10 protein-coding genes are annotated in these 12,999 nt (G+C 67.8%); 4 read left to right on the plus strand and 6 right to left on the minus strand.

Going from position 1 to position 12,999, the window contains the following annotated elements; translation table 11 throughout:
* Positions 1-12 precede the first annotated feature (12 nt).
* Entirely contained in the window at positions 13-3,213 is a 3,201-nt protein-coding gene (bpeB, locus tag DIE16_RS10675; RefSeq protein WP_044844486.1) for an efflux RND transporter permease BpeB, read from the plus strand.
* Positions 3,213-4,736, plus strand: coding sequence for an efflux transporter outer membrane subunit (locus DIE16_RS10680; protein WP_044844485.1), 1,524 nt, complete (start codon positions 3,213-3,215; stop codon positions 4,734-4,736). The genes bpeB and DIE16_RS10680 overlap by 1 nt, the downstream gene beginning before the upstream one ends.
* A 258-nt stretch (positions 4,737-4,994) precedes the next feature.
* Here the strand turns inward: DIE16_RS10680 and DIE16_RS10685 are convergent, their stop codons facing one another.
* Positions 4,995-6,371 (minus strand): nucleobase:cation symporter-2 family protein, encoded by a 1,377-nt coding sequence (locus tag DIE16_RS10685; protein WP_185500334.1) that lies wholly within the window; start codon positions 6,369-6,371, stop codon positions 4,995-4,997.
* A 449-nt stretch (positions 6,372-6,820) separates the two neighbouring features.
* On the opposite strand from DIE16_RS10685, the gene DIE16_RS10690 reads away from it, so the two are divergent.
* Positions 6,821-8,272 carry a xylulokinase gene (locus DIE16_RS10690; RefSeq protein ID WP_124892255.1) on the plus strand — a complete coding sequence of 484 codons (1,452 nt, stop codon included), beginning with the start codon at positions 6,821-6,823 and terminating at the stop codon, positions 8,270-8,272.
* A gap of 257 nt (positions 8,273-8,529) precedes the next feature.
* A complete protein-coding gene (gene fghA, locus DIE16_RS10700; protein WP_124892256.1) occupies positions 8,530-9,378 on the plus strand; it encodes an S-formylglutathione hydrolase in 849 nt (282 codons plus the stop codon).
* Between the two features lie 28 nt (positions 9,379-9,406).
* Here the strand turns inward: fghA and DIE16_RS10705 are convergent, their stop codons facing one another.
* The 5 genes from DIE16_RS10705 to DIE16_RS10730 all read right to left on the minus strand — a co-directional run bounded on the left by DIE16_RS10705 (position 9,407) and on the right by DIE16_RS10730 (position 12,990).
* Positions 9,407-9,685, minus strand: a complete 279-nt coding sequence (locus DIE16_RS10705; protein ID WP_124892257.1) for a hypothetical protein — start codon at positions 9,683-9,685, stop codon at positions 9,407-9,409.
* A 195-nt stretch (positions 9,686-9,880) separates the two neighbouring features.
* Positions 9,881-10,666, minus strand: coding sequence for a metal ABC transporter permease (locus DIE16_RS10715; protein WP_044844479.1), 786 nt, complete (start codon positions 10,664-10,666; stop codon positions 9,881-9,883).
* Positions 10,659-11,552 (minus strand): ABC transporter ATP-binding protein, encoded by an 894-nt coding sequence (locus tag DIE16_RS10720; protein ID WP_124892258.1) that lies wholly within the window; start codon positions 11,550-11,552, stop codon positions 10,659-10,661. Before DIE16_RS10720 ends, DIE16_RS10715 begins: the two co-directional genes overlap by 8 nt.
* Before the next feature lie 13 nt (positions 11,553-11,565).
* Positions 11,566-12,480, minus strand: a complete 915-nt coding sequence (locus DIE16_RS10725) for a metal ABC transporter solute-binding protein, Zn/Mn family (RefSeq protein WP_124892259.1) — start codon at positions 12,478-12,480, stop codon at positions 11,566-11,568.
* Between the two features lie 48 nt (positions 12,481-12,528).
* Positions 12,529-12,990, minus strand: coding sequence for a Fur family transcriptional regulator (locus DIE16_RS10730; RefSeq protein ID WP_014896195.1), 462 nt, complete (start codon positions 12,988-12,990; stop codon positions 12,529-12,531).
* Positions 12,991-12,999 lie beyond the last annotated feature (9 nt).

Raw genomic sequence — 12,999 nt, forward strand, 5'->3', positions numbered from 1 at the left:
GGAGCCTGTTTCATGGCAAAGTTTTTTATCGATCGCCCGATCTTCGCGTGGGTGATCGCCATCATCCTGATGCTGGCCGGGGTTGCGGCGATCTTCACGCTGCCGATCGCGCAGTATCCGACGATCGCGCCGCCATCGATCCAGATCACCGCGAACTACCCGGGCGCTTCCGCGAAGACGGTGGAAGACACGGTGACGCAGGTGATCGAGCAGCAGATGAGCGGTCTCGACAACTTCCTGTACATGTCGTCGACGAGTGACGACTCGGGCAACGCCACGATCACGCTGACGTTCGCGCCGGGCACCAACGCCGACATCGCACAGGTCCAGGTGCAGAACAAGCTGTCGCTCGCGACGCCGGTTCTGCCGCAGGTCGTGCAGCAGCTCGGTCTGTCGGTGACGAAGTCGAGCAGCAGCTTCCTGCTGGTGCTCGCCTTCAACTCCGAAGACGGCAGCATGAACAAGTACGACCTCGCGAACTTCGTGGCGTCGCACGTGAAGGATCCGATCAGCCGGTTGAACGGCGTCGGTACCGTGACGCTGTTCGGCTCGCAGTACGCGATGCGGATCTGGCTCGACCCGACCCGCCTGACGAACTACGGCCTCACGCCGGTCGACGTGACGAGCGCGATCACCGCGCAGAACGTGCAGATCGCGGGCGGCCAGATCGGCGGCACGCCGGCCAAGCCGGGCACCGTGCTGCAGGCGACGATCACCGAATCGACGCTGCTGCAGACGCCCGAGCAGTTCGGCAACATCCTGCTGAAGGTCAACCAGGACGGCTCGCAGGTGCGCCTGAAGGACGTCGCGCAGATCGGCCTCGGCGGCGAAAACTACAACTTCGACACGAAGTACAACGGTCAGCCGACCGCGGCACTCGGTATCCAGCTCGCGACCAACGCGAACGCGCTCGCGACCGCGAAGGCCGTGCGCGCGAAGATCGACGAGCTCGCACCGTTCTTCCCGCACGGCCTCGTCGTGAAGTACCCGTACGACACGACGCCGTTCGTGAAGCTGTCGATCGAGGAAGTGGTCAAGACGCTGCTCGAAGGTATCGTGCTCGTGTTCCTCGTGATGTATCTGTTCCTGCAGAACCTGCGGGCGACGATCATCCCGACGATCGCGGTGCCGGTCGTGCTGCTCGGCACGTTCGCGATCATGTCGCTGGTGGGCTTCTCGATCAACACGCTGTCGATGTTCGGCCTCGTGCTCGCGATCGGCCTGCTGGTGGACGATGCGATCGTGGTGGTGGAGAACGTCGAGCGCGTGATGGCGGAAGAGGGGCTGTCGCCGAAGGAGGCGACCCGCAAGGCGATGGGCCAGATCACCGGCGCACTCGTCGGCGTCGCGCTCGTGCTGTCGGCGGTGTTCGTGCCGGTCGCGTTCTCCGGCGGGTCGGTCGGTGCGATCTATCGTCAGTTCTCGCTGACGATCGTGTCGGCGATGGTGCTGTCGGTGCTGGTCGCGTTGATTCTGACGCCCGCCCTGTGCGCGACGATCCTCAAGCCGATCCCGCAGGGCCATCACGAAGAGAAGAAGGGCTTCTTCGGCTGGTTCAACCGCACGTTCAACAACAGCCGCGACAAGTACCACGTCGGCGTGCACCACGTGATCAAGCGCTCGGGCCGCTGGCTGATCATCTACCTGGTCGTGATCGTCGCGGTCGGCCTGCTGTTCGTGCGCCTGCCGAAGTCGTTCCTGCCCGATGAAGACCAGGGCCTGATGTTCGTGATCGTGCAGACGCCGTCGGGCTCGACGCAGGAAACGACCGCGAAGACGCTCGCGAACATTTCCGACTACCTGCTGAAGGACGAGAAGGAAATCGTCGAATCGGCGTTCACGGTCAACGGCTTCAGCTTCGCCGGCCGCGGCCAGAACTCGGGTCTCGTGTTCGTGCGCCTGAAGGACTACTCGCAGCGCCAGCACGCGAACCAGAAGGTCCAGGCGCTGATCGGCCGGATGTTCGGGCGCTATTCGGGCTACAAGGACGCGATCGTGATCCCGTTCAACCCGCCGTCGATTCCGGAACTCGGCACCGCCGCCGGCTTCGACTTCGAGCTGACGGACAACGCCGGTCTCGGCCACGACGCGCTGATGGCCGCACGTAACCAGCTGCTCGGGATGGCCTCGAAGGATCCGACGCTGCAGGGCGTGCGTCCGAACGGGCTGAACGATACGCCGCAGTACAAGGTCGACATCGATCGCGAGAAGGCGAATGCGCTCGGCGTGACGGCGGATGCGATCGACCAGACGTTCTCGATCGCGTGGGCGTCGAAGTACGTGAACAACTTCCTCGACACCGACGGCCGGATCAAGAAGGTGTACGTGCAGTCGGATGCGCCGTTCCGGATGACGCCGGAGGACATGAACATCTGGTACGTGCGCAACGGGTCGGGCGGGATGGTGCCGTTCAGCGCGTTCGCGACCGGTCACTGGACGTACGGTTCGCCGAAGCTCGAGCGTTACAACGGCGTGTCGGCGATGGAAATCCAGGGTCAGGCCGCACCGGGCAAATCGACCGGTCAGGCGATGACCGCGATGGAAGGGCTCGCGAAGAAGCTGCCGGTCGGTATCGGCTATTCGTGGACCGGCCTGTCGTTCCAGGAAATCCAGTCCGGCTCGCAGGCGCCGATCCTGTACGCGATCTCGATCCTCGTCGTGTTCCTGTGTCTCGCGGCACTGTATGAAAGCTGGTCGATCCCGTTCTCGGTGATCATGGTGGTGCCGCTCGGCGTGGTCGGCGCACTGCTCGCGGCGACGATGCGCGGCCTCGAGAACGACGTGTTCTTCCAGGTCGGCCTGCTGACCACGGTGGGCTTGTCCGCGAAGAACGCGATCCTGATCGTCGAATTCGCGCGCGAACTGCAGATGACGGAGAAGATGGGGCCGATCGAGGCCGCGCTGGAAGCCGCGCGCCTGCGGCTGCGTCCGATCCTGATGACGTCGCTCGCGTTCATTCTCGGCGTGATGCCGCTCGCGATCAGCAACGGCGCGGGTTCGGCCAGCCAGCACGCGATCGGTACCGGCGTGATCGGCGGGATGATCACGGCGACGTTCCTCGCGATCTTCATGATCCCGATGTTCTTCGTGAAGATCCGCGCGATCTTCAGCGGCGAGAAGGAAGACGTCGACCAGGCGCTGCGTCTGGCTCAGGAGCACTCGCACCACGAAGAGAAGCCGGGCAACGGCGACGAAGGCAACAAGGGACAGTGATGATGCAAAAACACGCTTTGACTGCAATCGCGGTCGCGCTGCTGGCCACGGGCTGCACGATGGCGCCGCACTACACGCGGCCCGACGCGCCCGTCGCGCAGGCGTACCCGGCCGGCGGCGTCTATGCGACGCAGCCGGGCGCTGCCGGCGCGCGCAGCGCGAACGGCCAGGCGGCGACCGCCATCGGCTGGCGCGAATTCTTCGTCGATCCGCGCCTGCAGCGGCTGATCGAGATCGCGCTGAAGAACAACCGCGACCTGCGCGTGTCGGTGCTGAACATCGAGGCGGCGCGCGCGCAGTACCAGATCACGCGCGCGGGCCTGTTCCCGACGCTCGACGGCACGGGCACGGGCAGCATCCAGCGCGTGCCGCAGGGCCTGTCGCAGACGGGTGCGCCGTATATCTCGCGGGCCTACAACGTCGGCGTTTCCGCGTCGTGGGAACTCGATCTGTTCGGTCGCGTGCAGAGCCTGAAGGACCAGGCGCTCGCGCAGTACCTGTCGACGTCGTACGCACGGCAGGCCGCCGAGATCTCGCTGGTGTCGCAGGTGGCGGATCAGTACCTGACGCTGCTGTCGACCGACGACCTGCTGCAGGTCACGGAAAACACGCTGAAGTCGGCCCAGGCGTCCTACGACCTGACCAAGCTGCAGTTCGACAACGGCACGGGCTCCGAGCTCGAGCTGCGTCAGGCGCAGACGGTCGTCGAGACGGCGCTCGCGAACCAGCAGGCGCAGGCGCGCGCGCGTGCACAGGCACTGAACGCGCTGGTGCTGCTGATCGGCGAGCCGCTGCCGGACGATCTGCCGGCGGGCATGCCGCTCGACGCGCAGAACCTGCTGACGGACGTGCCGGCCGGTCTGCCGTCCGACCTGCTGACGCGTCGTCCGGACGTGATGCAGGCCGAGCAGACGCTGCTGGCCGCGAACGCGAACATCGGCGCGGCGCGTGCGGCGTTCTTCCCGCGCATCTCGCTGACGGGCGCGTTCGGCACCGGCAGCCCGACGCTCGGCGGCCTGTTCAAGGCCGGCACCGCGGCGTGGTCGTTCGCGCCGCAGATCACGATGCCGATCTTCGAAGGCGGGCAGAACATCGCGAACCTGAACCTCGCGAACGTGCAGAAGCGCATCGAGATCGCCAACTACGAGAAGGCGATCCAGTCGGCGTTCCGCGAAGTGTCGGACGGGCTGGCCGCACGCGGCACGTACGACCAGCAGATCGCCGCGCTCGAGCGCAACGAGCACGCGCAGCAGCGTCGCTTCGACCTGTCGGACCTGCGCTACAAGAACGGTGTCGACAGCTACCTGTCGGTGCTGACCGCGCAGACCGACCTGTACTCGGCACAGCAGTCGCTGATCAGCGCGCGTCTGGCACGCTGGACGAACCTCGTCACGCTGTACCGCGCACTGGGTGGCGGCTGGATCCAGCACGCGGGCGAGACGCCGCGCGCACCGGACGAGACGGTCGACTACGACAAGGCGGCTGCTCCGGCCGCTGCGTCGGCGGCAGCGACGAACGGGTAAGCGCGACGGCGGGCAGGAGCGGGCGACCGCGCCGGTTCGCCGAAGTCGCGGTCCCCGGGATGCGACAACGCCACGGACGAAGGTCCGTGGCGTTTTTTTTGTGCGGCCGGTTCGGTTGGCCGCGACCGCAGATCGTCATCACCGGCACCTCCGCTATCGTCGCTCAATCACTCGCCGCAAAGCACAACGCCACGGCAAGCCGTGGCGTTTTTCCTTTACCGTATCGCGCCGTCCTTCGGCGCGTCCGGGTCGGACCGATCAGTGATGCACGTCGGCCGGGCGTCCGTCGAAGTCGTGCCCTGCGCGGCGGATCTCGCAACGCGCGTCTTTCTCGCCCTTCACGCCGTTGAACACGACGTTCAGGATCACGGCGGTGGCCGACGCGAGCAGGATGCCGCTATGCAGGATCGGGGCGAGCGCGGGCGGCAGCTTCGAGAAGAAGTGCGGCGACACGACCGGCACGAGGCCCATGCCGACGCTCACGGCGACGATGAACAGGTTGTGCGAGTTGTTCACGAAGTCGACCTTCGACAGCACCTTGATGCCGTTCGCGGCCACCATCCCGAACATCACGATGCCCGCGCCGCCGAGCACGAACGGCGGCACCGACGCGACGACCTGCGCCATCTTCGGGAACAGGCCGAGCAGCACCAGGATCACGCCGCCCGTCGCGCAGACGAACCGGCTCTTCACGCCCGTCACGCCGATCAGGCCGACGTTCTGCGAGAACGACGTATGCGGGAACGAGTTGAAGATGCCGCCGATCAGCGTGCCGAGGCCGTCGACGCGCAGGCCGCGCACGAGGCGGTCCTGGTTGACCGGACGATCGACCATGTCGCCGACCGCGAGGAACATGCCGGTCGATTCGATGAACGTGACGAACATCACCGTGACCATCGTCGCGATCGACAGCGGGTCGAAGTGCGGCAGGCCGAAGTGGAACGGCATCACGAAGCCGACCCACGGTGCGTGCGCGACGCCGTCGGTATTCACGCGGCCGATCGCGAACGCGATCACGAAGCCGGCGACGATGCCGAGCAGCACCGAGATGTTCGCGAGGAAGCCGCGGCCGTACTTGTTGATCAGCAGGATCAGCGTGAGCACGAGCAGCGACAGGCCGAGGTAGACGGGGCTGCCGTATTCGGGGTTGCCGACGCCGCCGGCTGCCCAGTTGATCCCGACTTCCATCAGCGACAGCCCGATCACCGCGATCACGGTGCCGACCACGACCGGCGGGAAGAACCGCAACAGCTTGCCGATCATCGGCGCGAGCACGATGCCGATGATGCCGGCCGCGATGGTCGAGCCGAAGACGTCGAGAATGCCGAGGCCGGGGTTGGTGCCGATCGCGATCATCGGGCCGACGGCCGCGAACGTGCAGCCCATGATGACGGGCAGGCGGATCCCGAAGATCCACAGGCCGAGCGTCTGGATCAGCGTGGCGATGCCGCACGAAAACAGATCGGCGCTGATCAGGAACGCGATCTGGTCTTTCGGCAGCTTCAGCGCGCCGCCGACGATAAGCGGCACGGCGACGGCGCCGGCGTACATGACGAGGACGTGCTGGAGACCAAGCGTTACAAGCTTGCCGGTCGGCAGCACCTCATCGCACGGATGGACCGTGTTCGATTGCATCTGTCTCACTCCATGATCTTGTTTTCGGGGTGGTACGAAGTTATGCGGAATGCCACATCGCAACAAGAGCGCTGGGTTCTATTCCGTTCTTTGCTGGTTCGATATGCCTGGTCGGCATGAAACAGGGTGTCGATCATCGGGAAACTGCCGCTGGAGTGAGGTTCCCCGGTTTTATAGCCCTACAAAATAGTGCGGACCCCCATGTCAAATATCGGCCGCTTTATGGTGTGTATCGCGACCGCGGCATAGTGGCAAAAACGACCGGCGCAAGATCGCGCCGGGTTAACCCGCGAGCGGCTGTTTTGGCGGGCAAGGTGCGGCCCGGCGAAGCCGGTCGTTCACGGCCGTGTTTTCGCGTCGCCGCGCGGCCGAAAGCGTCGCAAAAATCGGGGCGCATGGCGCGATCCCGCTATCATCGATATCCGTCCACTCGACTACGCCATCCCGTCATGCGCCTGCTCGGAATCGACCTCGGCACCGGCTCCGTCAAACTCGTCACGCTCGATGCCGATGGCATCGAGCGCGCGGTGGCGAGCGAACCCTATGCGTTGTCGTCGCCGCAGCCCGGCTGGGCCGAAATCGCGCCCGACGTCTGGTGGCAGGCGCTCGTGCGGGCCGCCGCGCGGCTGCCGGCCGGCGAGCGCGCGCAGGTCGCCGCGATCGGCTTCTCCGGCCAGATGCATGGCGTCGTGCTGATCGACGCGGCCGGGCAGCCGGTGCGGCCCGCGCTGTTGTGGCCCGATACGCGCGCGGTGCGCGAAGCGGACGCGGCGGATTGGCCCGTCGCCGGTTTGCCCGTCGCACCGAATCCCGTCGCGCCCGGCATGGCGGGGCCGCTGTTGCGCTGGCTGGCCGCACACGAACCGCAGGCGCTGCGGGCCGCACGCTGGGCCGTGCAGCCGAAGGACTGGCTGCGCGTGGCGCTGGGCGGCGAGGTCGTGGCCGATCCGAGCGACGCGTGCGCGACCGCGCTCGCGACGCCGGACGGCGCATGGGATACGGCGCTGATCGAGTCGCTGGGCCTGCCGCTCGACCGGTTCGCGCCGGTGCGGGCGTCGGGCGCGCGCTGCGGCGTGCTCGATGCGAAGGCCGCGGCGGCACTCGGGCTGCCGGCCGGCGTGCCGCTGGCGACGGGGGCGGCCGATACCGCGTGCGCGGCGCTCGGCAGCGGGCTCGTCGCGGCCGGCGACGCGCTGCTGACCACCGGCAGCGGCGGCCAGATCGTCGTGCTCGCGGATGCGCTGCCGCCCGCGCGGCGCGGGCTGCACCGCTATCGCGCGGCAGCCGGCGACGGTTATTACACGATGGCCGCGATGCAGAACGTCGGGCTCGCGCTCGAAGCCGTGCGCGGCTGGCTCGGCTATCCGGGCTGGGCGGATGCGTACGACGACGCGTTCGCGCAGCCGGCGTCCGAGCGGCTGTGCTTCCTGCCGTACCTGACGGGCGAGCGCTCGCCGTGGATGAATCCCGACGCGCGCGGCGGCTGGCTCGGGCTCGGGCTCGGCGACACGCGCGGCGCGATGATGCGCGCCGCATTCGAAGGCGTCGCGTTCGGGCTGCGCGCGGGGCTCGATGCGATCCGCGCTGCGAACCCGGCCGATCCGGTGACGGCGCTGCGCCTCGCCGGCGGCGGCTCGGTCGATCCGCGCTGGCGCCAGTTGCTCGCGGATGCGCTCGGCGCGTCGCTGGACGCGGTCGATTGCCCGAACGCCGCGACGCGCGGTGCCGCGCTGCTCGCCGGCGTCGCGATCGGACACTGGCGCGACGACGCGCTGCGCACGCTGGCGCCGGCTGCGTCGCCCGTCGCCGCGCCGCGCGACGATCGCGCGCTGGCCGCCCGCCATGCGCGTTTCATCGATCTGTATGCGCGAACGAATGCGTGGTTCTCGAGCGGCGTTTAAACTCGGGCACTTGTCCTGGATTGTCCTGTTGCGACCACGGTGACGCCTCGCGGCAAGCCGGCGGCCGTTTCCCGCGCGCGCCGGGCAGCGGGATCGGAGATCATGCCGGACACGATACGGCTTTGCCGTGTCGCGCGGCACGGCGCGACCTGATCACGCACGCGCTGCCGCGCGAGATGCTCGACGACGGCGTCGACCCGATGAAGAAGGGCGAATCGATTCGCCCGATCGTGCTGTATTGAACGGAAGGGAACCCCATGCTCGAACTCGTTTCTTCGCATGCTTGCCACGGTGGCGAGCAACGCTTCTATCGCCACGATTCGAAGGCGATCGGCCTGCCGATGAAGTTCTCGGTGTACCTGCCGCCGCAGGCGGCGCACGGCCGCGTGCCGGCGCTGTTCTATCTCGCGGGGCTCACCTGCACCGAGGAGACGTTCGCGATCAAGGGCGGCGCGCAGCAGTACGCGGCACAGCACGGCCTCGCGCTCGTGATGCCCGACACGAGCCCGCGCGGCGCGGGTGTGCCGGGCGAGTCGGAGGCGTGGGATTTCGGCGTCGGCGCGGGTTTCTATGTCGACGCGACGCAAGCACCGTGGTCGACGCATTACCGGATGGAGTCCTACGTGACGGGCGAGCTGCGCGAACTCGTCGCGGCCGAGCTGCCGATCGACGGAGCGCGGCTCGGGATCTTCGGCCACTCGATGGGCGGACACGGCGCGCTGACGCTCGCGCTGCGTCACCCCGACCTGTACCGGTCGGCGTCGGCGTTCGCGCCGATCGCCGCGCCGACGCGCTGCCCGTGGGGCGAGAAGGCGTTCTCGGGTTATCTGGGTGCCGACCGCGAAGCATGGAAAGAGCACGACGCAAGCGAGCTCGTCGCGCGCGCGGATGCGCCGAAGTTCGCGGACGGCATCCTCGTCGACCAGGGCCTCGCCGACCAGTTCCTCGCGAACCAGCTGAACCCCGACGTGTTCGAAGCCGCGTGCGCGAAAGCCGGCCAGCCGCTGACGCTGCGCCGCCATGCGGGCTACGACCACGGTTACTACTTCATCTCGACGTTCATCGCCGATCACGTCGCGCATCATGCGCGGGTGCTGGCACGTTAGTGCGATAAACCGGCCGCGCCATCCGCCATCAGCGAGTGGCGCGGCGCTTCCACTTTCGCAGCGTGCGCAAGGCGAGCCAGGTCACCGGTATCACGACCGCAAGCGCTATCAGCAAATGCACGACGATGACGAGATCATCGCCCGACTCGCCGTCCCAGAATCCGGGAACATGCGTGACGAGCCAAGCCCACGCGCGCTCGGGTATCGGCAGTGCGAACGACTCGTGAGTGAGGCACAGCCGTGCAAGCGACACGGATGCCACGAGTGCCCAAGCGGTCACCGCGGCTCGGTACGCGGCTCGCTTCATTTGACTGTAATCGTGCCGTACGCACGCACGGAGGGGCCGGGGATCGGAACCGGCTTCTGCGCGGTCAGCAAGTTTCTCAGTCGCGCGTAATCGATCGTCGATTCGATGGTCACGCATCCCCTGCTGATTCCCTGCACGCCTTTGGGGGCGTGCCGACATGCGCGATTGCGCACCCTGTCGAGCGCCGGCTGAACGTCATGTGCGTCGCCGCAACAGGCTCGCCCCATACACGAGCGCGGACAGCGCGGTGATCCAGAAACTCGTCGGCCAGTCGGTGTGATACGCAAGCGCGATCCCGGCCCACGCTTCGAACAGCGCGAACAGCGCGGCGAGCAGCACGCCGGTCGACAGCCGCGTCGACACGTTCTGCGCGGCCGCGGCCGGCCCGACCAGCAGCGTGAACACGAGCAGCACGCCGACGATCTGCGTCGCCGCGGCCACTGCGAGCGCGCACACCGCGAGGAACAGCATCGACACCGTGCGCAGCGACACGCCCTTGGCTTCGGCCAGCTCGGGCTGCAGCGACGCGAACAGCAGCGGCCGCGCGATCAGCGCGAGCGCGACGAGGCTCACCGCGCCGATGCCGGCCAGCACCGCGAGCGTATCGTGGCTGACCGCGAGCACGTTGCCGAACAGCAGCGCGGTGACCTGCGTCGCGAACGACGTGTAGAAATGCAGGAACAGCAGCCCGAAGCCGAGCGCGCCCGACAGGATTACGCCGATCGCGACGTCGCGGCCCGCGAGCCGTTCGCCGAGCGCGCCCATCCCGATCCCGGCCGCGAGCGTGAAGCCGACCATCCCCCAGATCGGCGAGATGCCGAGCAGCACCGCGCCGGTCGCGCCGGTGAAGCCGACGTGCGACAGCGCGTGGCCGGCGAAGGTTTGTCCGCGCAGCACCAGGAAGTAGCCGACGATGCCCGCGAGCACCGCGACGATCCCCGACGCGGCGAACGCGTTGATCATGAAGTCGTATTCAAACATCGTGCGAATGCCCGGGATGAGCGTGTCCGTGGTGGTGGTGACCGTGATCGTGATCGCCGCCGCCGTGCGAGTGGCCGTCGTCGTCCTCGTGTTCGTGATCGTGCTTCTCGATTTCGACGTCGCCCGACATCACGAAGATCCTGCCGTTCACGCGCATCACGTCGATCGGCGAGCCGTACAGGCGCGACAGCACGGGTTTCGTGATCACCTCGTCGACGGTGCCGAGCGCCGCGACGCCGTTGCCGAGATACAGCACGCGGTCGAGCGCGTTCAGCAGCGGATTCAGTTCGTGCGCGGAAAACAGCACGGTGATGCCGAGCTCGCGCTGGACGTTGCGCACGAGTTCGACGACGCCGCGCTGGTGGTTCGGGTCGAGGCTGATCAGCGGCTCGTCGAGCAGCAGCAGCTTCGGGCTGCCGAGCAGGCACTGCGCGAGCAGCAGGCGCTGCCGCTCGCCGCCCGACAGTTCCGACAGCGGCCGGCGCGCGAGTGTCGGGCCGCCGACGAGGTCGAGCACGCGGTCGACGTCGCGCCGCGTCGCGGCGTTCGTGTGCGGCAGCCCCCAGCGGTGGCCGTCGGCGGCCATCGCGACGAAGTCGTAGCCGCGCATCCGGCGATTCGCGAGGCCGCTTCTGATCTGCGGCATGTAGCCGATCGACGCGTTGCCGCGCACGACCGGCACGCCGCCGACCGACAGCGTGCCACCCGTGACGGGCACGAGGCCGAGCACCGCGCGCATCAGCGTCGTCTTGCCCGCGCCGTTCGGCCCGAGCACGCCGACGAATTCGCCGGGTTCGATCGAGAAGCTCACGTTGCGCAGGATCGTGCGTCCGCCCAGTTCGAGCGTGACGCGATCGAGTGCGAGTGCGTGGGGAGTGGCGGTCATGTCGTAGCGTGAATCATTTCTTGCTGGCGGAAAGCGCGGCCGCGAGCGCGTCGAGCTGGCCGGCCATCCATTGCTGGAAGGTCTTGCCGGCCGGCTGCGTCTCGGTGACGCTGACGCTCGGCACGCCGCCGTCGCGCGCGACCTTCAGCAGGCGCTTGGTCATCGGCGCTTCGGCCTGGCTGTTGTAGATCAGCACGCGCACCTGCTTCTTGCGCAGGTCGTTCTCGAACGCGGCGACGTCCTGCGCGCTGGCTTCGGTGTCGTTCATCGTCGCGAGCTGGAAGCGCTGGTTGCGCATGTCGAGGCCGATCGCATCCGACATGTAGCCGAACACCGGCTCGGTGGCCGTCACCGGCACGCCCTTGTACTGCGCGCGCAGCGCGGCGACCTTGTCGTCGATCGGCTTCAGCGACGCGACGAACTTCTGCAGGTTCGCGTCGTAGTCGGCCTTGTTCGCCGGGTCGGCCCGGCCGAGCTCGGCCGCGATCGCGCGCGCCGCGGCCGGCATGGTCGCCGGGTCGTACCACAGGTGCGGGTTGTCGCCGGCCTTCTTGCCGACGAGATCCGCGACGACGATCGTCGCGCGCCTGGCCTGCTTCGATGCGGACAGCAGCTTGGCCATCCACGGGTCGTAGTTCGCCCCGTTGTAGATCACGACCTGCGCGTGCTGCAGCGCGCGCGCGGTCTTCGGGCTCGCTTCGAACAGGTGCGGATCCTGGTCGGGACTGCTGAGGATGCTGGTTACCGCGACATGGCGGCCGCCGATCTGCGACGCGACGTCGCCATAGAAATTCTCGGCGGCGACCACGTTGACGGTCGCGGCCTGCGCGAACGCGGGCGCCGCGATCGACAGCGCGGCAGCAGCAGCGGCCAGCAGGCGGGCAAGCGGCAGGGCGCGCCGCGGCGCGCGCTTCAGGGCAATGGACATGGAACTCCTCATTGGAAGGGGCGGCGCCGTGCGCCGCGCGGTGCGGTGTCAGCGTTGCGCGGGCTTGCCCTTGCAGTGCCCGCACAGGCCGTTCAGCTCGACGACCTGGTGGTGGACTTCGAACCCGTGCGCGGGCTCGCTCGCGGACAACTGTTTCGCGAGGTCGCTGCCCGGGATCTCGACGGTCTCGCCGCACGAATCGCAGATCAGGAACTGGCCTTCGTGCGGCACGCCGATCTCGCAGCACGCGAAGAACGCGTTCTTCGATTCGATCCGGTGGATGAAGCCGTGCTCGACGAGGAAATCCAGCGCGCGATAGACGGTCGTGGGCGGCACGCGGCCGCGTTGGGGCTCGAGCTCGGCGAGCAGGTCGTACGCGCCGATCGGGCGCTGCGCGGCCAGCACGCGTTCGTAGACCTGGCGGCGCAGCGGCGTCCACGCGAGCCCGTGCTCGGCGGCGAATGCGTCGGCCCGGGACAGCCGGGCGTCGATGGGCGATGAGGTGGCCATGGCGTGAAG

This window comes from Burkholderia sp. Bp9090 (assembly GCF_003857985.1).
In the GTDB taxonomy this organism is placed as follows: Bacteria; Pseudomonadota; Gammaproteobacteria; order Burkholderiales; family Burkholderiaceae; genus Burkholderia.